21 protein-coding genes are annotated in these 25,579 nt (G+C 67.7%); 11 read left to right on the top strand and 10 right to left on the bottom strand.

Annotated features, from left to right (window positions below; all coding sequences use genetic code 11):
• Nucleotides 1–98 precede the first annotated feature (98 nt).
• A complete protein-coding gene (locus CEF10_RS03940; RefSeq protein ID WP_101066475.1) occupies nucleotides 99–824 on the top strand; it encodes a DUF502 domain-containing protein in 726 nt (241 codons plus the stop codon).
• Here CEF10_RS03940 and CEF10_RS03935 read toward each other — a convergent pair.
• Together CEF10_RS03935 and CEF10_RS03930 are read right to left on the bottom strand one after the other, a co-directional pair.
• Entirely contained in the window at nucleotides 817–1,875 is a 1,059-nt protein-coding gene (locus tag CEF10_RS03935; RefSeq protein ID WP_101066472.1) for a patatin-like phospholipase family protein, read from the bottom strand. The genes CEF10_RS03940 and CEF10_RS03935 overlap by 8 nt on opposite strands.
• A gap of 45 nt (nucleotides 1,876–1,920) precedes the next feature.
• Entirely contained in the window at nucleotides 1,921–2,694 is a 774-nt protein-coding gene (locus CEF10_RS03930) for a 3-hydroxybutyrate dehydrogenase (RefSeq protein ID WP_101066469.1), read from the bottom strand.
• 296 nt (nucleotides 2,695–2,990) lie between these two features.
• On the opposite strand from CEF10_RS03930, the gene CEF10_RS03925 reads away from it, so the two are divergent.
• On the top strand, nucleotides 2,991–4,820 hold the full coding sequence (locus CEF10_RS03925) for an extracellular solute-binding protein (protein WP_101066465.1): 1,830 nt from the start codon (nucleotides 2,991–2,993) through the stop codon (nucleotides 4,818–4,820).
• 67 nt (nucleotides 4,821–4,887) lie between these two features.
• Nucleotides 4,888–5,001 carry an entericidin EcnA/B family protein gene (locus CEF10_RS03920; protein WP_101066463.1) on the top strand — a complete coding sequence of 38 codons (114 nt, stop codon included), beginning with the start codon at nucleotides 4,888–4,890 and terminating at the stop codon, nucleotides 4,999–5,001.
• Nucleotides 5,002–5,098: 97 nt separating this feature from the next.
• On the opposite strand, the gene CEF10_RS03915 is transcribed toward CEF10_RS03920, so the two are convergent.
• Nucleotides 5,099–5,722 carry a helix-turn-helix domain-containing protein gene (locus CEF10_RS03915; protein WP_101066459.1) on the bottom strand — a complete coding sequence of 208 codons (624 nt, stop codon included), beginning with the start codon at nucleotides 5,720–5,722 and terminating at the stop codon, nucleotides 5,099–5,101.
• 65 nt (nucleotides 5,723–5,787) lie between these two features.
• Here CEF10_RS03915 and CEF10_RS03910 point away from each other — a divergent pair, with 65 nt between their 5' ends.
• The 7 genes from CEF10_RS03910 (at nucleotide 5,788) to CEF10_RS03880 (ending at nucleotide 13,640) form a co-directional block, all read left to right on the top strand.
• Complete coding sequence (locus CEF10_RS03910; protein ID WP_101066456.1) at nucleotides 5,788–7,317, top strand: class I adenylate-forming enzyme family protein; 1,530 nt, start codon at nucleotides 5,788–5,790, stop codon at nucleotides 7,315–7,317.
• Entirely contained in the window at nucleotides 7,304–7,945 is a 642-nt protein-coding gene (locus tag CEF10_RS03905) for a DsbA family oxidoreductase (protein ID WP_101066453.1), read from the top strand. Before CEF10_RS03910 ends, CEF10_RS03905 begins: the two co-directional genes overlap by 14 nt.
• Nucleotides 7,946–7,952: 7 nt before the next feature.
• Nucleotides 7,953–8,321, top strand: coding sequence for a potassium channel family protein (locus tag CEF10_RS03900; RefSeq protein WP_101066450.1), 369 nt, complete (start codon nucleotides 7,953–7,955; stop codon nucleotides 8,319–8,321).
• Entirely contained in the window at nucleotides 8,318–9,547 is a 1,230-nt protein-coding gene (locus CEF10_RS03895; protein ID WP_269801314.1) for a multidrug effflux MFS transporter, read from the top strand. The genes CEF10_RS03900 and CEF10_RS03895 overlap by 4 nt, the downstream gene beginning before the upstream one ends.
• Nucleotides 9,548–9,684: 137 nt before the next feature.
• Complete coding sequence (locus tag CEF10_RS03890; protein ID WP_101066446.1) at nucleotides 9,685–11,889, top strand: NADP-dependent isocitrate dehydrogenase; 2,205 nt, start codon at nucleotides 9,685–9,687, stop codon at nucleotides 11,887–11,889.
• A gap of 52 nt (nucleotides 11,890–11,941) precedes the next feature.
• Entirely contained in the window at nucleotides 11,942–13,159 is a 1,218-nt protein-coding gene (locus tag CEF10_RS03885) for an NADP-dependent isocitrate dehydrogenase (protein WP_101066443.1), read from the top strand.
• A 151-nt stretch (nucleotides 13,160–13,310) separates the two neighbouring features.
• A complete protein-coding gene (locus CEF10_RS03880) occupies nucleotides 13,311–13,640 on the top strand; it encodes a DMT family transporter (RefSeq protein ID WP_101066441.1) in 330 nt (109 codons plus the stop codon).
• A gap of 13 nt (nucleotides 13,641–13,653) precedes the next feature.
• Here CEF10_RS03880 and CEF10_RS03875 read toward each other — a convergent pair whose 3' ends face one another.
• Complete coding sequence (locus CEF10_RS03875; RefSeq protein WP_101066437.1) at nucleotides 13,654–14,532, bottom strand: NAD(P)-dependent oxidoreductase; 879 nt, start codon at nucleotides 14,530–14,532, stop codon at nucleotides 13,654–13,656.
• Between the two features lie 74 nt (nucleotides 14,533–14,606).
• Here CEF10_RS03875 and CEF10_RS03870 point away from each other — a divergent pair, with 74 nt between their 5' ends.
• The gene (locus tag CEF10_RS03870; protein ID WP_101066435.1) at nucleotides 14,607–17,111 is read left to right on the top strand and encodes a penicillin acylase family protein; all 2,505 of its coding nucleotides are present in this window, start codon (nucleotides 14,607–14,609) and stop codon (nucleotides 17,109–17,111) included.
• An 8-nt stretch (nucleotides 17,112–17,119) separates the two neighbouring features.
• Here the strand turns inward: CEF10_RS03870 and hflX are convergent, their stop codons facing one another.
• From hflX to CEF10_RS03840, 6 genes are all read right to left on the bottom strand, one after another.
• Nucleotides 17,120–18,397: a GTPase HflX gene (hflX, locus tag CEF10_RS03865; protein WP_101066432.1), complete on the bottom strand. Its 1,278-nt coding sequence runs from the start codon at nucleotides 18,395–18,397 to the stop codon at nucleotides 17,120–17,122.
• Nucleotides 18,394–18,636: an RNA chaperone Hfq gene (gene hfq / locus CEF10_RS03860; protein WP_101066429.1), complete on the bottom strand. Its 243-nt coding sequence runs from the start codon at nucleotides 18,634–18,636 to the stop codon at nucleotides 18,394–18,396. The genes hflX and hfq overlap by 4 nt, the downstream gene beginning before the upstream one ends.
• Nucleotides 18,637–18,773: 137 nt before the next feature.
• Entirely contained in the window at nucleotides 18,774–20,294 is a 1,521-nt protein-coding gene (locus CEF10_RS03855; RefSeq protein ID WP_101066426.1) for a TrkH family potassium uptake protein, read from the bottom strand.
• Between the two features lie 15 nt (nucleotides 20,295–20,309).
• A complete protein-coding gene (gene trkA, locus CEF10_RS03850; RefSeq protein ID WP_101066424.1) occupies nucleotides 20,310–21,686 on the bottom strand; it encodes a Trk system potassium transporter TrkA in 1,377 nt (458 codons plus the stop codon).
• A 136-nt stretch (nucleotides 21,687–21,822) separates the two neighbouring features.
• Nucleotides 21,823–23,241 (bottom strand): nitrogen assimilation response regulator NtrX, encoded by a 1,419-nt coding sequence (gene ntrX, locus CEF10_RS03845; RefSeq protein WP_101066688.1) that lies wholly within the window; start codon nucleotides 23,239–23,241, stop codon nucleotides 21,823–21,825.
• A gap of 7 nt (nucleotides 23,242–23,248) precedes the next feature.
• On the bottom strand, nucleotides 23,249–25,567 hold the full coding sequence (locus tag CEF10_RS03840; RefSeq protein ID WP_101066420.1) for a sensor histidine kinase NtrY-like: 2,319 nt from the start codon (nucleotides 25,565–25,567) through the stop codon (nucleotides 23,249–23,251).
• Nucleotides 25,568–25,579: the final 12 nt, after the last annotated feature.

Raw genomic sequence — 25,579 nt, 5'->3', positions numbered from 1 at the left:
GTGCAACCGGCCGGCGCGCCATGCCCGGGGCGCGCATGAGGCATTGTCGCGCGCCTTCAATCTGCTAGAAACTTGCGGACGCAAAACGACGGTCAACCATGACAACGCCATTCGACGACGACCCCAGCAACCGTGGCCCAGGCCCGTTCGCCGGGCTGCGCGCAAGCTTTCTGACCGGGCTTGTCGTGATCCTGCCGGTGGCGCTGACCATCTGGCTGGTCTGGACGCTCATGGGCTGGGTGGACAGCGTGGTGCTGCCGCTGATCCCCTACAAGTTCAATCCCGAGCAATACATCGGTATCCCCCTGCGGGGTCTGGGGCTGATCATCTTCCTGATCTTCACCGTGATGGTCGGCTGGGTGGCCAAGGGCCTGATCGGCAAGTCCCTGATCCGCTTCGCCGAATCGCTGGTGGACCGGATGCCTGTGGTTCGCTCGGTCTACTCGGGCGTCAAGCAGATCGCCGAGACCGTCTTCGCCCAGAGCGAGCGCAGCTTCGAAAAGGCCTGCCTGATCCAGTACCCGCGCAAGGACATCTGGGCCATCGCCTTCATCTCCACCACCGCCAAGGGCGAGATCACCGAGAAGGCCGAAACGGGCAGCGAGATGCTCAGCGTCTTCCTGCCCACCACGCCGAACCCCACCTCGGGCTTCCTGCTGTTCCTGCCGCGCGAGGACGTGATCGAGCTGGACATGTCGGTGGAGGATGCGGCCAAGCTGGTGATCTCGGCCGGGCTGGTCTACCCCGACCAGCTGCCCGACCCGGACAGCCTGCCGGTCAAGCGCGGCCTGACGCGCCGCCGGGCGCGCAAGAAGGTCAGCTGAACATCGCCTGCAGGTCGGTTGTGCCGCGGCGATTAAGGTCGTCACGATGCGTGGCGAGGAAGGCGTCGGCGGCGGCACGGCCCGCGTCCTTGAGCCGGTGCAGCAGGTAGGGCGTGGGCATCATCTTGGTCGCGACGGAAAGCTCGCGCATCAGCGCGTCGTCGGCGATCATGTGCACGCGCAGCCGGTCGAAACGCCCCCCGCCGCCCGCCATCTGCTCGATCGCGCGGGCGAACCGTCCGCCTTCGGTGCCATCGTCATCGACCAGCCGCTTGAGAAAGGCGATGGTCCGCAACTCGCGCAGCAGCGAGCTGTTGAAGCTGATCTCGTTGATCCGGTTCTGGATTTCCTGGGGGCTGCGCGGCACCTCCTCGCGTTCCAGCGGGTTGATGTTCACGATCAGGATGTCGCCGGGCAACTCGCGGTCGAACAGCGGGAAAAGCGCGGGATTGCCGGTATAGCCGCCGTCCCAGTAGTGTTCGCCGTCGATCTCGACCGCCTGGAACAGCGTGGGCAGGCAGGCCGAGGCCAGAAGGCTGTCGGTCGAGATCTCGGCGCCGGTGAAGATTCGAATCCTGCCGGTGCGCACGTTGGTGGCCCCCACGAACAGCCGCGGTCCGTCCTCGGCGCAGACGGCATCGTAGTGGAATTCGCGCGCGATCGGGCGCAGCGGGTTGGAATAGAACGGCCCGTAGGCATAGGGCGACAGCACGCGCGTCATGGTGTCCGCGACCGTGTAGGGCAGCGCGTTTTCCATCGCCGAGCCCATCGCCCCCGGCACCGGCATCACGCCGGTCATCCAGCTTGGCATGCGCATGTCCTGCACCGCGCCCAGGCGTTCCCAAAGCCAGTCGAGCGTCTCTCGCGCGCCGTCGCGGCCGCCTTCGAGCCACCCGGCCTTGAAGGCCGCACCGTTCATCGCCCCGGCGGAGGTGCCTGAAATGCCCGCCACCTCTATCCCGTCGTCGTCGAGCAGCCGGTCGAGCACACCCCAGGTGAAGGCGCCGTGCGCGCCCCCGCCCTGCAGCGCCAGGTTGATCCGCTTCGTCATCTGTCCCCCTGTGGCTCGCCACGCCATGGCGGGCCGGTCCACCGCCTAGAGCGCCGTCCAGCCGCCGTCGACGCTGATCGTGGTGCCGGTGACCTGCGCGGCGGCGTCCGAGCACAGGTACACCGCCGTGCCGCCGATCTGCTCGACGGTCGCGAACTCCTTGGACGGCTGGCGCTTGAGCATGACATCGCGGACCACCTGGTCGCGGTCCATGCCGTATTCCTTCATGGTGTCGGGGATCTGCGCCTCGACCAGCGGCGTCAGAACGTAGCCCGGGCAGATCGCGTTGGCCGTGATCGGCTCCTCGGCGGTCTCCAGCGCGGTGGTCTTGGTCAGGCCCACCACCCCGTGCTTGGCGGCGATGTAGGCCGACTTGAAGGGCGACGCCGTCAGCCCATGCGCGCTGGAGATGTTGACCACGCGGCCCCAGCCCGCCTCGCGCATCATCGGCAGCGCCGCGGCCGTGGTGTGAAAGGCCGAGCTGAGGTTGATCGCGATGATCGCGTCCCATTTCTCGGCCGGGAACTCGTCGATCGGCGCGACATGCTGGATGCCCGCGTTGTTCACGAGGATGTCGCAGGCGCCGGCCTGCTCGACCAGCGCGCGACACGCGTCCGGCTTCGACATGTCGGCGCGGATGTAGCGCGCGGTCACGCCGTGCTCCTGCGCGATGCTCTCCGCCAGCGCGTGATCCTCGTCGTTGTCCGTGAACGAGTTGAGCACGACGTTCGCGCCGGCGCGCGCGAGCTCCTGTGCGACGCCCAGGCCGATGCCGGAATTCGATCCAGTGACGATGGCGGTCTTGCCTGCGATGGTCATGTGGGCCCTCCGGGTGCTGTGGTCGCGCGGAGTGTACATGCTGCAGCTGCGAAGAACAGGGGCGAAATCCCGGCGCCCGGCCGTAGGGCACCCCCGCACCGCGAACAAAAAAAACGCCGGCACAAGGCCGGCGTTCAGTTATTGAGGCAGGTTTCATACAGGCAAGAAACCTATCGAGCAGTGACCCCTTTATACGCAATCCTGCGCCGTCATCCAAGCTAAAAGTTTGAAAAGGCGTGAATCCGCTTTTACGGTGGAATCCAGCATTACAAGGGCCGCGGGGAATTGTTGCTGCTATGAGACCAGTCTTTTTCTGCCCGGGGCGCCTGGCCGCGACGGTTTCAGCCCTGATTATCTCGTGTCAAGCGGCCATGTCCGAGCCGGCGCATGGCATAGCTATGTATGGCGACCCGGCGCTGCCACCGGATTTTGTATCACTGCCCTATGCCAACCCTGACGCCCCCAAGGGCGGCACCATCCTCACCGGCAACGTCGGCGGCTTCGATTCGCTCAACCCCTTCGTCCTCAAGGGGACGCCGCCGTGGCAACTCCGGCACTTCGCCCACGAGTCCCTCATGGGGCGATCGTGGGACGAGCCGTTCACGCTTTACGGGCTTCTGGCCGAATCGGTCGAGACGGGACCGGAACGGAAATGGGTGGAATTCACCCTGCGCGAGGGTGCGCGATTCTCCGACGGAACGCCAGTCACCGTCGAGGACGTGATCTGGTCCTACCGCACGCTGGGCACCGAGGGGCACCCGCGTTACCGCGGCTTCTGGCAGAAGATCGACACGATCGAGGCCACCGGCCCGCGCAGCGTTCGGTTGACCTTCAATACCCGCGACCGCGAGCTGGCATTGCTCGCGGGCATGCGCCCGATCCTGAAGAAGGCGCAGTGGCAGGGCAAGGATTTCTCGGAAGCCGGGATCGAGGACATACCCATCGGCACCGGCCCATACGTTGTCGACAGCTACGAGATCGACCGCCGCGTCGTGCTGCGGCGCAACCCGGACTACTGGGGCCGCGATCTGCCGTTGCGCCGTGGCACCCACAACTTCGACGAGATCCGCATCGAGTTCTTCGGTGACAACACGGTGCTGATGGAGGCCTTCAAGGCCGGTGTCCTGAGCTACAAGCGCGAGTTCAACGCCGAGAAATGGCGCACGCAGTACGATTTCCCCGCCGTGCAGCGCGGCGACATCGTGAAATCCGAGATCCCGCACGAGAAACCCTCGGGCATGACGGGGTTCGTCATGAACACGCGGCGCGCGCCGCTGGATGACTGGCGGGTGCGCGCGGCGCTGATCCACGCCTTCAACTTCGAATACATCAACGACACGCTGACGGGCGGGCGGCAACCGCGCATCACGTCGTATTTCTCGGGCTCCGAACTGGCGATGCGCGACGGCCCCGCGCAGGGGCGCGTGCGCGAATTGCTTGAGCCCTTCGCCGACACCCTGCCGCCGGGCGCGCTGGAAGGATACGCGTTGCCGGTCTCCGACGGCACGAAGCGCAACCGCCGCAACCTGCGCAAGGCGATGCGCCTTCTCCAAAGGGCCGGATGGACGGTGCAGGACGGCCTGCTGCGCAACGACGCGGGCGAGCCCCTGCGCCTGACCGTGCTGCTCAAGCAGGACGCGCTGATCCAGCAGGCCAGCGCGATGATGGACATCTATGCGCGCGCGCTCGAACGGCTGGGCATCGAGCTGGTGATCCAGTCCATCGACAAGGCGCAGTACAACGAACGCGCCGCGCGCTATGATTTCGACCTGACGTTCTTCCGCCGCGCGCTGTCGCTCAGCCCCGGCAACGAACAATACTATTACTGGGGCGCGGAGGCCGCCGAGCGCCCCGGCAGCCGCAACCTGATGGGCGTGAAATCCCCTGCTGTCGAGGCGATGATCGACACGATGCTTCAGGCCGACGACCGCCCCGAGTTCGTTTCGGCAACCCGCGCGCTCGACCGCGTGTTGACGGCGGGCCGCTATGTCATCCCCATCCATCGCTACGCGGTGGGGCGCATCGCCCACAAGGACGAGATCAGGTATCCCGAGGACAACCTGCCGATTTACGGGGATGGAATCGGATTCCTGCCTGTTGTATGGTGGCACGAAGCAGACGATTGACCTGCCTCCAAGGCGGGCACCGAGGCAGACAAGCACAAGACAGGCAGGACAACCAAGAGGCAGACCCATGAAGAAAGCGATCGCCCTGGCTCTCGTGGCCATGCTCGCGGGATGTGCCACGGTCGACGGGATCGGCCGAGACATCTCCGGCGCGGCGCGCGGCGTGCAGAGCTGGTTCTGACACGCGGCACGGCAACCGGACGCCAAAGCGAAAAACTCCTCGATCGTTCCGGCCACCCGGGTGCGCCGGGTCTTTCGCGCGTGAAATACGGTCCCGGTCAGATAAGCGAGGTCACCCAGAGGATCGTCGCGTCCTCGTCGCTGACCGAGATCACGTTGTGCCCCATGGTCGCGTCGTAATAGGCGCTGTCGCCGCGGCGCATCTCGATCGGTTCATAGAATTCCGTGTACAGCCGGATGACACCCGTCAGGACATACAGGAATTCCTCGCCGTCGTGGCGCACCCAGCCATCGAACTCGCTGACGTCCCGCGCGCGCACCCGCGCCCTGTAGGGCAGCATCCGCTTCTTGCTCAGCGTGTCCGCCAGAAGCTGGTGTTCGTAGGTCGCGGTCGGCTGATGCGTGCCCTCGCCCGCCCGCGTGAGCGCCAGCCGCCCGTTGATCCGGTCGCGTTGCGGCGGCGTGAAGAGCTGCGGCACCGAGATTTCCAGCCCCACCGCCAGCTTCTTGAGCGCGTCGTAGGTGGGCGACATCTGCCCGTTCTCGATCTTCGACAGCGTGGACCGCGCCAGGCCCGCCTGGCTCGCCGCCCGCTCCAGCGTCCAGCCGCGCGCCTTGCGCAGTTCGCGCACGCGGCTGCCAAGGTCCAGCGGTTCGCCCGTTTCCTCGGCGCCGCTTTCGCGCGCGATGCGGATCAGGTTGCGCGGGTCGGATTCCGTCATGCGCCGTCTATACGGGGCGCCCCCCTCTCTTGCAACTGCCCGGCCCGCTGCCGTATCGGGGAACCATGCAGTCCGTTTTCGACCAAGGCCCGCCGCCGCCCTGCCCCGCGCCCTTCAACCTTGCCCGCTACGTGCTGGAGGCTGGGCAGGCCGCGCCCGACAAGGTCGCGCTGGCCATCCTCGGGCTGACCGGGGCGGAGCGCTGGAGCCATGCGCGCCTGACCGCGGCCGTGCGCGGCACGGCGACGGGGCTGCGGCGCGCCGGGCTCGCGCCGGGCGACCGGGTGCTGATGCGGCTGGGCAACACGGTGGAGTTTCCCATCGCCTACCTCGGTGCCATCGCGGCCGGGATCGTGCCGGTGCCCACCTCGACGCAGCTGACGGCACCCGAGGTCGGGAAACTGATCGCTGCCGTGACCCCGACCGCGATCCTGCGCGACCCCGATGTCGCCTGCCCCGCCACCGACCTGCCGCTGATCGGTCCCCGCGACCTGCACGCGATGCATGACCTGCCGGCCGCCGAGTGGGACATGGGGGATCCGGACCGGCCGGCCTACATCATCTTCACCTCGGGCACATCGGGGGTGCAACGGGCGGTCTGTCACGCCCACCGCGCGATCTGGGCCCGGCGCATGATGCACGACGGCTGGTACGGGCTGCGCGCTGACGACCGCCTGATGCACGCCGGCGCCTTCAACTGGACCTACACGCTGGGCACCGGGCTGATGGACCCGTGGAGCCTGGGCGCCACCGCCCTGATCCCGCAGGCGGGCACGGACCCGGCGGCGCTGCCGCTTCTGATGAAACGCCACGACGCGACGATTTTCGCCGCCGCGCCGGGAGTTTACCGGAAAATCCTTGCCCAGCCCGAAAGCCTGTCGCTGCCGCGCCTGCGCCACGGGCTGTCCGCGGGCGAGAAACTGTCGCCCGCCCTGCACGACGCCTGGGAGAGCGCGACGGGCACCGGGCTGTTCGAAGCCTACGGGATGTCCGAATGCTCCACCTTCATCTCGGCCAGCCCGGATCATCCCGCGCCGCCGGGCACGCTGGGCCGGCCCCAGAAGGGCCGCCGCGTGGCCATCGTTGACGTCCGGGGCACGCCCGTGCCCCTCGGCGCCGAGGGCACCATCGCGGTGCACCGCGACGACCCGGGGCTGATGCTGGGCTACCTCGACGCGCCCGAGGCCACGGCGGAGAAGTTCGCGGGAGAGTGGTTTCTCACCGGCGATCAGGGCAGCATGGACGCGGACGGCCATGTCACCTATCTGGGACGGGGCGACGACATGATGAACGCCGGCGGTTACCGGGTCTCGCCCGTGGAAGTGGAGGCGGCGCTGGCCCAGCACCCGGGGATCGACCAGGTGGCGGTGACGGACGTCGAGGTCAAGCGCGACGCGCGACTGATCATGGCCTTCTACACCGGGCCCGCGCCGCTGGCCGACGCCGAGTTGTCACAATTCGCCGCCGCGCGGCTGGCCCGCTACAAGTGCCCGCGCGGCTTTTTCCATGTCGAGGCGCTGCCAACGGGCGCCAACGGCAAAATCCTGCGCCGCGAACTGCGGCCGATCTACGAGGCCCGGCATGGTCAAGCTTGACATCATCTCCGATCCGATCTGCCCCTGGTGCTACATCGGCAAGACGCTTCTCGACCGTGCCCTGGAGTCCCGGCCCCACCACCCCTTCACGGTCGAGTGGCACCCTTTCCAGTTGAACCCCGACATGCCGAAGGACGGCATGGACCGCCGCACCTACCTCGAGGCGAAGTTCGGCGGTCAGGACGGTGCCGTCGAAGCCTACAAGCCCGTGCTGGAGCGCGCGGAGGCGGCCGGCCTCGACATCGACTTCGGCGCGATAACCCGCACGCCCAACACGATCGACGCCCACCGGATGATCCACTGGGCCGGGATCGAGGGGCGGCAGACCCCGATGGCGATGGCGCTGTTCCGCGCCTATTTCGACGAGGCGCGCGACATCGGCGACGCCGAGGTTCTGGCCGACATCGCCGACGGGCTGGAGATGGACGCCGCGCTGATCCGTCGCCTGCTGGCCTCGGACGCGGACGTGGACGACATCCGCGCCCGCGATACCCAGTGCCGCGAGATGGGCGTGACCGGCGTGCCCACCTTCATCGTGGCCCGCCAGCACGCCGTGCCCGGCTGCCAGCCCACCGACCTGTGGCTGAAGGTGATCGACGAGCTGGTCGCCGACGACAAGGAGGCCTGAACAGGCGATGCGCGGGCTGGTCAAGGCACTCACCCTTCTGGCGATGCTGGTGCTGATCGTGCTGGGTGGCACGGTCTATTTCCACCTCGTCGAGGGGTGGAGCTGGCTGGACAGCTATTTCTTCACGGTGGTGACGCTGTCCACGGTCGGGTACGGCAACCTCGTGCCGGCCACCGCCGCGGGCAAGATCGGCACCACGGTCTTCATCTTCGTGGGCCTCGGGATCTTCGCCGTGGCCATCCAGCAATTCGGCTCCTTCGCGGTGAAAAAGCGCGAGGAACACACCGAGTGGCTGATCGCCCACCTCGGTCACCACACACCCCCGCGCGAGGAACCGGCCGACCCCGCGAACGAACCCGAAAGCCCGCGGGAGTGACCGCGCCCCGCGAAACGCATTCCACCGACGCGCCCGGCAAGGTGGAATTCGTGGCGCTGATGGCCATGCTGGTGGCCACCGTCGCGTTTTCCATCGACGCGATGCTGCCCGCGCTGCCCCGCATCGGCGCGGAGCTTGCCCCCGGGGCCGCCAACCGCGCGCAGCTCGTCGTGGGCACCTTCATCCTTGGCCTGGGCACCGGCATCTTCTTCGTCGGCCCGCTGTCCGACAGTTTCGGGCGCAAGAGGGTGATCCTGGCGGGCGCGGGCGTTTACAGCGCGGGCGCGGCACTGGCCTGGGCCGCGCCGACGCTCGAGTTGCTGCTGGCCGCGCGCGTGCTTCAGGGGCTGGGGGCGGCCGCCGCGCGCATCGTGTCGCTGGCGATCATCCGCGATCTCTACGCCGGGCGCGAGATGGCACGGCTCGTCAGCTTCGTCATGATGGTCTTCACGCTGGTGCCGGCCGTCGCCCCGCTGGTGGGCACCGGCATCATCGCGCTTGGCGGCTGGCGCGCGATCTTTGCCTGTTTCGTGCTGTTCTCGCTTGCAACAAGCCTCTGGCTGGGCTTTCGCCTGGCCGAACCGCTGCCCGCCGAGCACCGCCGCCCGTTCCGCCGCGCCGCGCTGTGGGCGGCGGTGCGCGAGGTGCTCTCGCATCCCGGCGTGCGCATCGCCATCGCCGTGCAGACGCTGTGCCTGGCAACGCTGTTTTCCTCGATCAGTTCCGTCCAGCAGATCTTCGGCGACACCTTCGGACGCGCCGAGAGCTTTCCCTACTGGTTCTTCATGATGGCCCTGGTGGCCGGGTCCGGCAGTTTCCTGAACGCCTCGGTCGTGGTGCGGCTGGGGATGCGGCGGCTGATCAACACGGCGCTGACCGCCCAGACGGTGTTGAGCGCGATCATGGTGGCCGTCTTCGCCGCGGGGCCGCCCGAGGGCGCGGGGTTCGCCCTCTACCTTGTCTGGCAAACGACGATCTTCTTCCAGGCCGCGCTGACGCTGGGCAACCTGAACGCGCTGGCAATGGAACCCCTGGGGCACATCGCGGGCATGGCCGCCAGCGTCATCAACGCGATGGCCACGGTGGGATCCATCCTGCTGGCCGTGCCCGTCGGCCTGGCCTTCGACGGCACGCCGGTGCCGCTGATGGCCGGTGTTCTGACCTGCGTCGCCGCCGGCCGGTTGCTGATGACGCGGCTGGCACGCGCCGCGCAATTCGAGGGCTGACCGCGTCACTTTTTTCAGTATACCACCGCATACTATCTTTCCTGACGGCGCGTTATGGGGTATGAGGCGGCCAAGCTGTCTGCCCGTGCCCATCCGGCGGCCGGGCGAACCGACAACCAGATCGAAGGGGATCACCGATGGCCGACACACCCAATCCCGACATTGTCTACACCAAGGTCGACGAGGCGCCCGAGCTTGCCAGCGCCTCGCTTCTGCCGATCATCGAGCGGTTCGCCGCCGCGGCCGGCGTCTCGGTTGGCACCAAGGATATCTCGCTCGCCGGGCGGATCCTGGCCGCGTTTCCCGAACATCTGCCCGAGGGCCAGCGCGTGCCCGACGACCTGGCCGAACTGGGCCAGCTGGTGAAGACGCCCCACGCCAACGTCATCAAGCTGCCCAACATCTCGGCCTCGGTGCCGCAGCTGGTCGAGGCGATCCGCGAGCTTCAGGGCCAGGGGTTTGCCATCCCCGACTATCCCGAGTCCCCCGCGACCGAAGCCGAGCAGGACGCGCGCGCGCGCTATGACGCGATCAAGGGGTCGGCCGTGAACCCCGTTCTGCGCGAGGGCAACTCGGACCGCCGCGCGGCGGTCGCCGTCAAGAAGTTCGCGCAGGACAACCCGCACCGCATGGGCGACTGGAGCGCCGACAGCAAGACGCGGGTCGCCTCGATGGACGACGGGGATTTCCGCTCCAACGAGGTGTCGGCCACGCTGGACCGCGAGGCGACCGCCCGAATCGTGCTGGAAACCGGCGACGGCGAGACGGTGCTCAAGGACGGCGTCACCTACCCCGCCGGCACCGTCGTCGACGCCACCTACATGAGCGCCGGGAAGCTCGATGACTTCCTCGCCCGCGAGATCGAAAAGGCCAAGCAAGAGGGCGTGCTGTTCTCGCTGCACCTGAAGGCCACGATGATGAAGGTGTCTGACCCGATCATCTTCGGCCACGCCGTCAAGCAGTGGCTCAAGCCGGTGTTCGACAGATACGGCGACGAGCTGAAGGCCGCCGGCGTGGACCCGAGTTCGGGCCTCGGCGACCTGCTGGATCGCGTCCGGGACCGCCCCGAGATCATGGCCGCCATCGAGGAGGTGCGCGCCGAACGCCCCTGGATGTACATGGTGGATTCCGACAAGGGCATCAGCAACCTGCACGTGCCCTCGGACGTGATCATCGACGCCTCGATGCCCGCGCTGATCAAGGCGGGCGGCAAGGGCTGGGGCCCGGACGACAAACAGCACGACGCCGTCTGCGTCATCCCCGACAATTCCTACGCGCCCGTCTACGACGAGACGATCGCGTTCTTCAAGGAGAACGGCAAGCTCGACCCGGCGACCGCCGGAACGGTGCAGAACATCGGGCTGATGGCCCAGAAGGCCGAGGAATACGGCAGCCACCCCACCACCTTCGAAATCCCGCAAACGGGCACCGTGAAGATGGTTCTGGACGACGGCACGGTGCTGCACGAGCACAAGGTCGAGACGGGCGACATCTGGCGCGCCGCCAGCGCCCGCAAGGCGCCGATCGAGGACTGGGTCAACCTTGCCATCGCGCGGCAGAAGACCACCGGCTACCGCGCGATCTTCTGGCTGGACGAGACCCGCGCCCATGACGCGGAGCTGATCAGCCACGTGAAACCCATCCTCGAAGCCAAGGGCGTGGCCGACAAGTTCGAGATCATGGCCCCGCGCGAGGCGACCCGCGCCAGCCTCGAGACCATCACCAGGGGCGAGAACACGATCGCGATCACCGGCAACGTGCTGCGCGACTATCTCACCGACCTCTTCCCGATCCTTGAACTGGCGACCAGCGCCAAGATGCTGTCGATCGTCAAGCTGATGAATGGCGGCGGCCTTTTCGAAACCGGCGCCGGCGGCTCGGCGCCCAAGCACGTCCAGCAGCTTCAGGCCGAAAACCACCTGCGCTGGGATTCGCTGGGCGAGTTCTGCGCGCTCGGCGAAAGCCTCAAGTTCCTGTCCGAGGCCCGCGACAACGCCCGCGCGAAGGTGCTGGGCGAAGCCGTGGAGGCCGCCACGCAGGGCATCCTCGACAACGGCCGGTCGCCGTCGCGCAAGGTGGGCGAGCCCGACAACCGCGACAGCCACTACTGGTTCGCCCGCTACTGGGCCGAAGCCTTGGCCGCGCAGGACGACGATCCCGAACTGGCCGAGGAATTCGCGCCGGTGGCGCAGGCGCTGGCCGAGAACGAGGCGAAGATCACCGGCGAACTGGCAGCGGTGCAGGGGCAACCGGCCGATACCGGCGGCTACTACCACCCCGACCCGGACAAGCTGGCAAAGGTGATGCGCCCCTCGGCCACGCTCAACGCGATCATCGGTTAAGGAGCGAAGGGGCCGGATCATCCGGCCCCTTCACCATTCAAGGAAGCGCGCAATGTCCAAGATCAAGGTAGACAATCCCATCGTCGAGATGGACGGCGACGAGATGACCCGGATCATCTGGGACTTCATCAAGACGAAGCTGATCGAACCCTATCTCGACATCGACCTGCTCTATTACGACCTCGGCATCGAGAACCGCGACGCGACCGAGGACATGGTCACCGTCGAGGCCGCCGAAAAGACCAAGGAGGTGGGCGTGGCCGTAAAGTGCGCCACCATCACCCCCGACGAGGCGCGGGTCGAGGAATTCGGCCTGAAGAAGATGTGGCGCAGCCCCAACGGCACGATCCGAAACATCCTCGGCGGCGTGGTGTTCCGCGCGCCGATCATCTGCCGCAACGTCCCGCGGCTCGTCCCGGGCTGGACCCGGCCCATCGTGATCGGCCGCCACGCCTTCGGCGACCAGTACCGCGCCACCGACATCCACTTTCCCGGCCCCGGCAAGCTGACCCTGAAGTTCGAGGGCGAGGACGGCGAGGTGATCGAGAAGGAGGTCTACGATGCCCCCTCCTCGGGCGTCTACATGGGCATGTACAACCTCGACGAGTCGATCCGTGATTTCGCCCGCGCGTCGATGAACTATGCCCTCGGGATGGGCTGGCCGCTCTACCTGTCGACCAAGAACACCATCCTGAAACAGTACGACGGCCGGTTCATGGCGCTCTTCCAGCAGGTGTTCGACGAGGAATTCAAGGACAGGTTCGAGGCGGCCGGCATAGAGTACCAGCACCGGCTGATCGACGACATGGTGGCCTGCGCCATGAAGTGGAACGGCGGCTTCGTCTGGGCCTGCAAGAACTACGACGGCGACGTGCAGTCCGACACGGTGGCGCAGGGCTTTGGCAGCCTCGGGCTGATGACCAGCCAGCTCATGACCCCCGATGGCAAGATCATGGAGGCCGAGGCCGCCCATGGCACCGTCACCCGCCACTACCGCCAGCACCAGCGGGGCGAGGAGACCTCGACGAACTCCATCGCCTCCATCTTCGCGTGGACGGGCGGCCTCAAGCACCGGGCCAAGCTCGACGGGAACACGGAGCTGGAGCATTTCGCCACCACGCTGGAACGCGTCGTAGTCGAGACCGTCGAGGCCGGGCACATGACCAAGGACCTCGCGCTGCTGGTCGGCCCCGACCAGGGCTGGCTGACCACCATGGGCTTCCTCGAGAAGGTGGACCGACACCTCGAAAAGGCGCTGGCCGAGGGCTGAAAACCGCCCTCGGCAGGGGCGCCCGCAAGGCACCAGCGGGCAAAGGCGGGCGGTTTTCCGGCGCATCGTGCGCCGGCGGGCTTGTCCTCGCCCATGGACGCGGGCCATGTAGGGTGCAGCAGACCCCTCAGCGAAAAAGGTCCGTTCCGCGATGCACTACGTCTATCTCATCCTTGCCGTCGCCGCGGAAACCGTCGGCACCAGCGCGTTGCAGGCGAGCCAGCAGTTCACGCGGCTCGCACCCTCGGTTCTGGTCGTGGTCGCCTACGCGCTGAGCTTCTACCTGCTGGCACTGGTGCTGCGCACGATCCCCGTGGGCGTGGCCTATGCCGTCTGGTCGGGGCTGGGCATCGCCTTCATCGCTCTCATCGGCTACGTCGTCTTCGGGCAGAAGCTCGACTGGCCCGCGGTGCTCGGGATGGCGATGATCCTGGGCGGCATCGTGGTGATCCAGCTGTTTTCCAAGACCACCCCGCACTGAGGTGCGGGGCCGCTCAGGCCCCGTCGATCTTGCGCAGGCGCTTGAACAGGCTGGACGTGTCCCAGCGACCGCCGCCCATGTTCTGCACCTCCTTGTAGAACTGGTCGACCAGCGCGGTCACCGGCAGCGATGCCCCGCTCTCGTTCGCCGTCTGCAGGCAGATGCCCAGATCCTTGCGCATCCAGTCCACCGCGAAGCCGTGGTCGAACTCATCGTCGAGCATTGTCTCGTAGCGGTTCGCCATCTGCCAGGACCCGGCCGCGCCCTGGCTGATGACCTCGACCACCGCGCGGCCGTCAAGCCCCGATTTCTCGGCGAAATGCAGCGCCTCGCTGAGTCCCTGCACAAGCCCGGCAATGGCGATCTGGTTGCACATCTTGGTCATCTGGCCCGCGCCCGAGTCCCCGATGCGGCGGCACATCTTCGCGTAGGTCGTCATCACCGGCTCGGCACGCTCGTAGGCCGCCGCGTCGCCACCGCACATGATCGAGAGCTGCCCGTTCTCGGCACCGGCCTGCCCGCCCGAGATCGGCGCATCCACGAAATCCAGGCCCGCCGCCCGGGCCGCGTCGTAAAGCTCGCGCGTGACCAGCGCCGAAACGGTGGTGTGGTCGACAAAGCACGCGCCCTTGCCCATGCCGGCAAATGCGCCGTCATCGCCCAGGCAGACGCTGCGCAGGTCGTCATCGTTGCCAACGCAGGCCATCACGAATTCGGCGCCCTCGGCCGCCTCGCGAGGGGTGGGCGCGCTGGTGCCGCCATGCGCCTTGACCCAGGCCTCGGCCTTGGTCGCAGTGCGGTTGTAGACGCAGACGTCATGGCCGGCGGCCTGCAGGTGCCCCGCCATCGGATAGCCCATCACGCCAAGTCCCAGAAATGCCAGTTTCGCCATCGGTTCTTCCCCTGTATTGATCGCGCGCAGGGTTTCCGACTCTGGGTCCTGATGCAAGATCGAATGGGGTGGCGATGGCCGTCGTCTTGAAATGGCTGCTGCGGCTGGCGGCGGGTATGGTGGGGCTGGCGCTGCTGGCCCTCGTGGCCGTCTGGTTCCTGCTGTCGCGGTCGCTGCCCGAGTACGACAAGACCCGCGCGGTCGCGGGGCTCGACGCGCCGCTCGAGATCGCGCGCGACAACGCCAACGTGCCGCATGTCTTCGGGCAGACGGACACCGACACGTTCTTCGGCCTGGGCTACGCCCACGCGCAGGACAGGCTGTGGCAGATGACCATGCTGCGCCGTACCGTCCAGGGGCGCCTGTCGGAGGTCTTCGGCAAGCGCACGCTGACGGTGGACAAGCTGATGCGGCGGCTGGACCTCTATCGGCTGGCGCGCAGGTCGTTCGAGGCGCAGGATGCAGGCACGAAGGCGGCGCTGCGGGCCTATGCCGCCGGCGTCAACGCGCGCCTGACCGAGATCAACGAGGAGGCGCTGGGCCGCGGCGCGCCAGAGATGTTCATGTTTCCCGCGCCCGTCGCGCCGTGGCACCCCGCCGATTCCATAGCCATCCTCAAGCTGATGGCGGTGCAGCTGTCGAGCCACCTGGATGCGGAGGTGCTGCGCGCGCGCACCTCTCTGGCGCTCGAGGACGAGGCCCGGCTGGCCGACATCCTGCCCGACGCGCCGGGCAACGGGACGGCCGCCCTGCCCGAGTATGCCAGCCTCTGGCCCGGCACCGACCTGCCGCGCCATGCCACCGCCGGGAGGAACGCGCCGCCCCATCCGCTGTCGCCGATTGCCCCGCGGGGGTTGGCCGGCGCCTCCAATGCCTGGGCGGCGGCGCCCGGGCGGGCGGCGGCGGGCGGCACCCTGCTGGCCAATGACCCGCACCTGGGGTTCACCGCGCCGTCGCTGTGGTATCTCGCGCGGCTGGAGCTGGAGTCGGGCGGCGTGATCGGCGGCACCATCCCCGGCATCCCGGCCGTCCTGTCGGGCCGCAGCGCCGATCTGGGGTGGGGAATCACCTCGTCCTACCTCGACGATCAGGACGTGATGATCGAGCAACTCAATCCCGACAATGCCGAGGAATACCGCACGCCGGAAGGGTTCGAATCCTTCGTCACCCGTCGTTCCATCATCGAGATCAAGGATGCCCAGCCGGTCACGCTGACCCTGCGGTGGACGCGCAATGGCCCGGTGCTCGCCGGCCCAGGCACCAAACCCGCGTCCGACCCTTACAACCTGGCGTCCGTGACGCCCGAGGGCCACGTCGCCGCGCTGTCCTGGACGGCGCTGAGCCCCGAGGACACGACGATGAGCGCGGCGATGGCGCTGATGCGTGCCGGCTCCGTGAAAGAGGGCATCGCCGCCGGAGAGGACTTCATCGCGCCATCGCAGAACCTGATCCTGGCGGACGGCGAAACCATCGCGATGAAGACCGTCGGCGCCATGCCGCGCCGCGCCGAAGCGCACGAGACCCGCGGCCGCATGCCCGCGCGCGGCTGGATCGCGACCAACCGGTGGCAGGGGCGCATCCGCTATGCCGCCAACCCCGGCTTCGTCGCGCCCGAGGGCGGTATCCTTGGCAACACCAACAACAAGACGGTCGAGCGCCCCTTTCCCCTGCACGTCAGCCACGACTGGGGCGACACGCAGCGGATCAACCGCTGGCGCCGCCTGATGCAGTCGCGCAAGGTTCACACGCGCGACAGCTTCATCGAGGCACAGCTGGACGCGGTCAGCTTCACCGCCCGCGCGCTGTTGCCGCTGATCGGGGCAGACCTGTGGTTCACCGGCGAGTCGGCCCCCGAGGGCACGCCCGAGCGCCTGCGCCAGCGCGCGCTGGAGCTGCTGGCCGACTGGAACGGCGAAATGAACGAGCACCGTCCCGAGCCGCTGATCTATGCCGCCTGGCTGCGCCACCTGCAGAAACGGCTGATCCGCGACGAACTTGGCCCGCTCGCGCAGGAATATCGCCACGTCGAGCCGCTGTTCATCGAACGCGTCTACCGCGACGTGGACGGGGCGAGCGCTTGGTGCGACGTGAGGCAGTCGAACCCGCGGGAAACCTGCACCGACATCGCGCGCATGGCGCTCGACGATGCGCTGGTCTGGATCGGCGACCGCTACGGCCGGGCGCTGGAAAGCCTGCGCTGGGGCGATGCGCACCAGGCCACCCACGACCACGAGGTCCTGGGCGAGGTGCCGCTGCTGCGGTATTTCGTGAATATCCGGCAGTCGACGTCCGGCGGCGACAACACGCTGATGCGCGGGCGCACCGCGGGAACGGGCGAGATGCCGTTCCGCAACGTGCACGGGGCGGGATACCGCGGTGTCTACGATTTCGCTGATCCGGACAGCTCGGTCTTTATCACCTCGACCGGGCAATCGGGGCACTTCCTGAGCCGTCATTACGACGATCTCGCCCAGCTCTGGCGGCGTGGTGAATACATCCCGATGTCGCTGGACCCGGAACTGGCGCGCGCGGCGTCGGTCGGCGTGACGAACCTGGTGCCCGAACCCGCCGAAAAGTAGCGGCGCGGTCAGATCGTCTCGAACTGCGCCGCCTGCTTGTCCGACCACCGCACCGTGAGAGCGAACCCGTCCTGCGTCTGGCGCTCGTCCTCGACCACGCCCTGGTCGAACAGCCAGGCGCGGCGGCGGCCCTCGTCGAAACCCAGGTGGACCTCGGTCACATGCGTGTCCCTTGCGAGCTTCGCGTCGATCGCCGCCACCAGCGCGTCGATCCCATCGCCCGTTGCGGCCGACAGCGCGAGTACATCGTCAGTGCGGGCGGCCTTCGTCAGCGCGGCCTGGCGGCGGTCCGCATCGAGCTGATCGATCTTGTTCCACACCTCGATCCGCGGCGTCGATTCCCTGACGCCGAGGCTGTCGAGGATGGCATGCACGTCCTCGTCCTGCGCCTCGGTCTCGGGGTGGGAGATGTCGCGCACATGCACGATCAGGTCGGCCTCAAGCACCTCCTCCAGTGTGGCGCGAAAGGCCGCGACCAGCTCGGTCGGCAGATCGCTGATGAAGCCCACGGTGTCCGACAGGATCACCTCAGGCCCGCCGCCGGGCAGTTCGATCCGCCGCATCGTCGGGTCGAGCGTGGCGAACAGCATGTCCTTTTGCATCACCTGCGCGCCGGTCAACCGGTTGAACAGCGTGGACTTGCCCGCGTTGGTGTACCCCACCAGCGCGACGATCGGAAACGGCACCTTGGCGCGCGCCTTGCGGTGCAGCTGACGGGTGCGCACCACCTTGTCGAGCTGGCGGCGCAGCCGCACGATCTGGTCGTCGATGGCACGGCGGTCGGCCTCGATCTGCGTTTCGCCGGGGCCGCCGACGAAGCCCAGCCCGCCGCGCTGGCGTTCAAGGTGCGTCCACGCGCGCACCAACCGCGTGCGCTGGTAGCTGAGCGCGGCCATCTCCACCTGCAGCACGCCCTCGCGCGTGGCCGCGCGGTCGCTGAAGATTTCAAGGATCAGCCCCGTCCGGTCGAGGACCTTGACGTTCCACGCGCGCTCGATGTTGCGCTGTTGAACCGGGCTGAGCGGCCCGTCGATCAGGACCAGCCCGATATCCTCGGCCTCGATGAGCGCGCGCAGCTCCTCGATCTTGCCGCGTCCGAACAGCGTGCCGGGATTGGGGTGATTCAGGCGCACGATCTCGGAGCCGGCGACGTCCAGCCCGGGCAGCGCCCGCGCAAGTGCCACCGCCTCCTCCAGCGCGTAGGCCGGGTCGCGTCCGGCGCGCCGCTCCGGGATGTCCGGGTGCAGCACCCAGGCGCGGGTCGCCTGCGGCGCGGTATCGGTCAAGACGACCCGTCGTCGCCCTCGTAGAGGCTGATGGGCTGAGACGGCATGATGGTCGAGATCGCGTGCTTGTAGACGAGCTGCGACTGCCCGTCACGGCGCAGCAGGATACAGAAGTTGTCGAACCAGGTGATCACGCCCTGCAGCTTGACCCCGTTGATCAGGAACACGGTGACCGGCGTTTTTGTCTTGCGGACCTGGTTGAGGAACGCGTCCTGGAGGTTCTGTCGGTCGGAAGCCATGGGTAATCGTCTGCCTTGTTTTTTGCTTGTGCCGCGCCGCGGCGGCATCGCGCCCGTGCCGCACCAGTATGTCGTGCCCTTGCACGAGTTTCCAGACCAAAAATCAACCCGTTGCCGCACGCTTCACCGGCGCCGTCTCAATCGCGCCACAGCGCGGGGTTGAGCAGCGCGATGATGGCCAGGGTTTCCAGCCGGCCCACGATCATGGCCGCGCAATAGACCAGCTTGGCCGCCGCGCCGATGTCGGCCAGCCGCAACGGGTCTTCGCCGACCACCACGGTCAGCGGCCCGGTCGTCGACAGCGCCGAGATGGCGAGCACGATCGCCTCCTGGAACCCCTGCCCGAGCGCCGCCATCACCACCGTCACAAGCGCCAGCGACAGCGCGAACAGCATGAAGAAGATCCAGGCGATGAAGGCACCCTGGCGGCGGATGCGCCGTGATCGCGGCCCGGCCCGGCTGACCGAGGAAGGGTGGACCAGCCGCTCCATCTCGCGCCGGCCGTTGAGATAGAGCGCATAGACCCGCAAGAGCTTCACGCCCCCCGCCGTCGTGGCCACGCCGCCGCCCACCAGCGACAGGCCCAGCAGGATCAGCCCCGGCGTGCCCAGGCCCGACCAGTCGCGCGCCGCCGTCCAGTCTGCGCTTTCGAAACCGGTCGTGGACAGGAACGACAACACCGTGAACGCCCCGCCCCAGAGCGCACGGGCGGCCGTCTCCAGGTTCTCGACCGAGTCGACGTCATAGGCCGCGATCCAGTGGCGCGCGAACAACAGCAGCGGCACGCCCACGACCAGCATCACGCCTAGCCGGAATTCCGGGTCGTTGTAGAAACCCGGCCGCGCGCTGGTCAGCGTATCCGACGAGAACGTCAGCCGCGACAGCGCGAACAGCAGGAAAACGAAGATCGCAAGCTCCGCGCCGAACCCCCCGCTGCCACCGGACAGCCCGCCCACGGGCGAGATCCCGCTGGTGGCCATGGTCGACATCGCGTGAATGAACGCCACGAATGACCGTTCCCCGCCGACCACGAGCAGGATCCACAACAGCAGCGTCAAGCCTGCATAAACAGGGGCCAGCGTGGCCGTGATCTGTTCGATCCGTTTCGACGCGTTGGCGCGTTCGAAACGGTCCAGCCGGGTGTCGCCCTGCCCCGGCTCGGCGGTGGCCGTCACCTCGAACCCGCCAAGGTTCAGCGGCGCCAGCACCGCCGAGGCCGCGATCCAGATCAGCAACCCCCCCAGCCAGCCGACCAGGCCGCGCCACAGGTGAAGGGTTTCGGTCAGTCGCCCGGGGGTGTCGAACAGGGTCGCGCCCGTCGTTGTCAGCGCCGAGACCATTTCGAAATAGGCGTTGAGAAAGCGCGTGGTGCCAAGTGCCTCGTGGAACGGCACGGCCAGGAAAAGCGGCAGCGCCGACAGTGCCAGGAACAGCGACAGCAGGTTGTTCAGGTCGCTTTCCACACGGCGGCGGCGCCCGGACATGGCCACGGCGATCATGGCGATCGCGGCGATCCCGAGAAGCCCCGAATACCCGAAGCTGCGCGCGACATGGTGGTCCTCACGGGCCAGCGCATGGATGCACGGCAGGAACATCGCCAGCGCGGCCACGCCGGCCAGGTTGAGAATCAGCGGATAGCGCAGCAGCCGGCCCGTCATCGTGTCCCGCCCGCGTCAGAAATAGTCGATCGAGACCTGGAGCAGCTGCTCCACGCGGCCCACGTCGGTGGCCAGCGCGAAGATGACCGCCACGTCGCCCTCCTCGATGCGCAGGCTGCCCGAGGGCTTGACGATGCGGTCGCCCTTCTTCACCGCACCGACAAGCACGCCCTCGGGGAAATCGATGTCGCGGATGCGGCTGCCCGCGATGACCGAGGTCGACATGACCTCGGCCTCGATCACCTCGGCCTCCGCGTCGCCGATCGAATAGACGCCGCGCACCCGCCCGTGCCGGATGTGGCGCAGGATCGAGCTGACGGTGGTGGCGCGCGGGTTGATATAGGCATCAATCCCCATCGGCCCCATCAGGGGCACCAGCGTGGGGTCGTTCACAAGCGCGATCGCGAAGGGGCAGCCCTCGGCCTTGGCGCGCACCGCGGCCAGCATGTTCGTCTTGTCGTCGTCGGTGACCGCCAGGACGGCGTCGGCCCGCGAAATCCCCGCCTCCGCCAGCAGCGTTGCGTCCAGCGCGTCGCCGTTGAGCACGATCGTGCGCTCCAGCGCGTCGGCCGCGCGCTCGGCATTGGCACGGTTGCGCTCGATCACCTTGGCGCGGATCCGGTCCGCGCGCGTCTCCATGGCGCGCGCCACCGACAGGCCCACGTTGCCGCCCCCGAGGATCACGACCCGCTCCTGCTTGTGTGCGCGCTTGCCGAAAACCTCGAGCGTTCGATCGATGTCCTCGTTGGGCACGAAGACATAACAATCGTCACCCGGAAAAAGCTGGTCACCGGCCTCCGGCGCGAACAGGCGCCCCTCGCGCCGCACGCCCAGCACGACGGCGCGCAGCGTCGAGAACAGGTCGCTGAGCTGGCGCAGCGGCGTGTGCACCACCGGGCAGTCCTCGGCGAGCCGCAGCCCCAGAAGCTGCGCCTTTCCGCCCAGGAACTTCTCGGTGTCGAAGGTGGCGGGCGCGGCCAGCCGCTGCAGCGCGGCCTCGGCCACCTCGCGCTCGGGGCTGATCACCACGTCGATGGGCATGTGATCGCGCCGGTAGAGATCGGAATAGATAGCATCCAGGTAGGACTGGCTGCGCAGGCGGGCGACCTTGCGCGAGATCGCGAAGACCGAATGGGCCACCTGGCAGGTGACCATGTTGACCTCGTCCGAATAGGTCGCGGCGATGATCATGTCGGCATCGCGGGCGCCCGCGCGTTCCAGGATATCGGGATAGCTGGCGAACCCGGCGATGCCCTGGACATCCAGCGTATCGGTTGCGCGGCGCACGAGATCGGCGTTGTTGTCCACCACCGTGACGTCGTTGCGCTCGCCCGACAGGTGGCGCGCAATCTGCCAGCCCACCTGGCCCGCCCCGCAGATGATGACCTTCATGGCCCTCGCCCCGTGTTCACTGACGGTGTTGAATGACAGACGGGGGGTAAGCGGTCAATTGCTTTGTCCCGGCGGGCGCGGCAAACCCTTGGGCCGCAAGACCCACCGATCCACTTTACCTTTATTTGGCAACGACTTACCCGGCGGCCTTGTCATCGTCGGCAGTCTCGACCTCGGCGAAACGGCCACCGGCCTTGCCGGTCGTGACAACGCCCAGCGACTTCAGCTTCCGGTGCAGGGCGCTGCGTTCCATGCCGACGAAATGCGCCGTGCGGCTGATGTTGCCGCCGAACCGGTTGATCTGGGCCAGCAGGTATTCGCGTTCGAAGGCCTCGCGCGCCTCGCGCAGGGGCATGGTCGTGACCGCCCCCGACAGGACGACGCGACCGTCGTCGGCCGGTGTCTCGGCCTCGCCGGGCAGCTCGCGCCCCTCGATCTCGCCCGATCCGTCGCCCAGGATCAGGACGCGCTCGATCACGTTGCGCAGCTGGCGCACGTTGCCCGGCCAGTGCATCGTCTGCAGCAGCGCCCCGGCTTCCTCGCTCAGGGCGCGCTGCGGCAGCCCCTGGGTCCGGTGGAACTCCTCGATGAAATGGGCGGCCAGCAGGGGAATGTCCTCGCGCCGCTCTTCCAGCGACGGCACCGTGATGGGCACCACGTTGAGCCGGTGATACAACTCGCGCCGGAACCGCTCGGCGGCGATCTCGGCCTCGAGATCGCGGTTCGTGGACGAGATCACGCGCAAATCCACCGCGACCTTCTCGGAGCCGCCCACGCGCAGGAACGTCTGGTCGACGAGCACCCGCAGGATCTTGGATTGCGTGCCCGGCGGCATGTCGGCCACCTCGTCGAAATAGATGACGCCGCCGTTGGCCTCTTCGAGAAGGCCCGGCTCGACGCCGCGCTCCTCGCTTTCGCGCCCGAACAGGACCTCCTCCATCCGGTCGGGCTCGATCGAGGCACACCCCACGGTGACGAACGGCCCCTCGGCACGCGCCGAGTTCGCGTGGATGTAGCGCGCGGCCAGCTCCTTTCCGGACCCGGCCGGCCCCGACAGCATCACCCGGCCGTTCGAGCGGGTCACCTTGTCGAGCTGCCCCAGCAGCGTGCGGAAGGCGGTGGAGTCGCCCAGCATCTGCGAGGGGCTGGTGCCGCGCCGCTTGAGCGCCTGGTTCTCGCGGCGCAGGCGGCTGGTTTCCATCGCGCGCCGGATCACGACCAGCAACTGGTCGATGTTGAAGGGTTTTTCGATGAAGTCGTAGGCACCCTGCTTGATCGCCGCCACGGCGATCTCGATGTTGCCATGCCCCGAGATGATGACGACGGGAACGTCCGGGTAATCCCGCTTGACCGTCTTGAGGATGTCGATGCCGTCCATGCGGCTGTCCTTGAGCCAGATGTCGAGGACCAGCAGGGCCGGCGGCGCATCGCGGATTTCGCGCATGCAGTCATCGGAGTTGCCGGCCAGACGCGTGCCGAACCCTTCGTCCTGAAGGATATCCGCGATCAGTTCGCGGATGTCGCGTTCGTCGTCGACGATCAGAATGTCGCTCATCATGCCCTCACACGGCCTTTCTGTCCCCGATTTCCGATGCCAGCGGCAGCCGCAACACCGCCATCGCCCCGCGGTGGGCGCCCTCGGCGAAGGGCGGCGCGTCCTCCAGCGCAAGGCTGCCGCCATGCTCCTCGATGATCTTCTTCACGATGGGCAGGCCAAGCCCCGTGCCCTTCTCGCGCGAGGTGACGTAGGGTTCGAACAGCCGCGCGCGGTCCTGCGGCAGGCCGATGCCGTTGTCCATGATGCGGATCTCGGCCTCGCCGTCGCGCACTTCGCTGGTGATGCGGATTTCCGGCTCGAACCCTTCGGGTGCACCTTTTTCCTTAAGGGAATCAATGGCTTCCCCGGCATTCTTGATAAGGTTCGTCAGCGCCTGGCTGATCATGGTGGCGTCCAGGTCCGACCAAAGCTCCTCATCGCAGTACTCGGCGCGGAAACGCACGTCGGGCCGGCCCGTCTCCTGCAGCGTGGCCGCCTCGCGCAACAACCGCGACAGGCTTTCCTTTTCCTTCTCGGGCTCGGGCATCCGCGCGAAACGCGAGAACTCGTCGACGATGCGGCGCAGGTCGTTGGTCTGTCGCACGACCACGTCGGTCAGTTCCTCGAGGTCGGCGGCCTGCGCCTCGTCGAGGTGGCGGCCGAACTTGCGCTTGATGCGCTCCGCCGACAGCTGGATCGGCGTGAGCGGGTTCTTGATCTCGTGGGCGATCCGGCGCGCCACGTCGCCCCAGGCCGCCATGCGCTGCGCAGTGACCAGTTCGGTGACGTCGTCGAAGGCCACGACGTAACCTTCGCGCTTGCCGTCCTCGCCGCGGCGGGTGGACATGCGCACCAGCAGGTTCTCCACCTGCCCGCCACGGCTGACCTTGATTTCCTCCTGCACGAAACCCGACGCGCTGGCACGCAGACGGTCGAACAGCGCGCTGAACTCGGGCACGGCCACCGACAGGTGCAGCGACTGCTGCTCTTCCTGCCAGTCCAGCAGGCGTTCCGCGGCACGGTTGACGAAGGTCACACGCCCCTCCGGGTCGAGGCCCACCACCCCGGACGACACCGAGGTCAGCACCGAATCGAACAGGCGGCGGCGGCGCTCGATCTGCTGCGTGCTGGCCAGAAGCGTGTCGCGCTGCGCCTTGAGCTGCCGGGTCATCTGGTTGAAATAGGTGCCCAGCATGGCGATCTCGTCGTCACCCTGTTCCTCGCGCACCTGCACCGAAAGGTCGCCCTCGCCCACGCGCTGCGCCGCGCTGGTCAACCGGCCCACCGGGCGCGACAGCCGCTCGGCGAACCACAGCCCCAGCCAGATGGCCGCCAGGATCAGGATCACCGCGAAACCGACGTAGAGCAGCCCGAACTCGAACAGCACGCGGCCCCGCTCGCTTTCGCGTTGCTTGTAGAACCGTGCGGTTTCCTGCGTCTCGTCCAGCAGCTTCAGGATGTCGCCGTCCACGTTGCGGCTGACGTAAAGCAGGCGGTCGGGAATCTCCTTGAGCGGCAGCAGGGCGCGGAACTCGTTGTTGTCCCAGTCGCGGATCACCTGCACGCCCTCCTCCAGCGCGGTCTGGATCCGCGCCTGCGAGGGTTCCTCGTAGTCGAACAGGTAGGAGCGTTCGCCGCGCGCGCGGATCTCGCCGGTGCCGTCGATCACGAAGGCCTCCTTCAGGCCGCGCTGGATCTCGTGCTGCGCGTCCGACAGCACCTTGCGGATGTCGCCGTCATCGAGAAAGACGGCGGCCTTCTTGGTCGCGTCGATGACGGAGGCGACGACCCGCGCATCGGCGATCAGGTCCTGCCGGTGCTCATCCTCGTAGGCCTTGGCGGCCGCGACAGAATTGTCCACGACGCGCCCCACCCGGTCGGAGAACCATGCCTCCAGCCCCATGTTCACCGACAGCGTGGCGAACACGGCCACCGCCACCGTGGGCAGCAGCGCCATGACGGCAAAGACCCACGTCAGCCGCAGGTGCAGGCGCGAGCCGGCCGACCGCTTGCGCCGCGCGGCCACCATGCGTGCCACCCGCTGTAGCACCAGCGCGGCGACAATGATGATGTAGACGAGGTCCGCCAGAAGCACCAGGCGCAGCCACTGACCGGTCGCGCCCTGGTCGAGCGGCCCCATCGCAAGGAAGGTGGCCAGCGCCAGCAGCGGCCCCAGGACCACCAGCCCGAGCGTCGCCACGTTCTGCACGCGCCGCCGGCGGCGCAGGCGGCTCAGCCGCTCCCAGAAAGTGAGTGTTCCGCTTGCCACGTCGCGCCCTCGTCCCCCTGCGCGGAAATGCCGGTGAGCTGCCGAATCCCGTAGCCGAGACAGGGGGTGCCCCATTTCGGCCACAGG

The organism is Roseovarius salinarum, assembly GCF_002834145.1.
Lineage (GTDB): Bacteria > Pseudomonadota > Alphaproteobacteria > Rhodobacterales > Rhodobacteraceae > Roseovarius > Roseovarius salinarum.
Note: the sequence above shows the minus strand (reverse complement) of the source record. Positions and strands in the feature narration are given on the sequence as shown.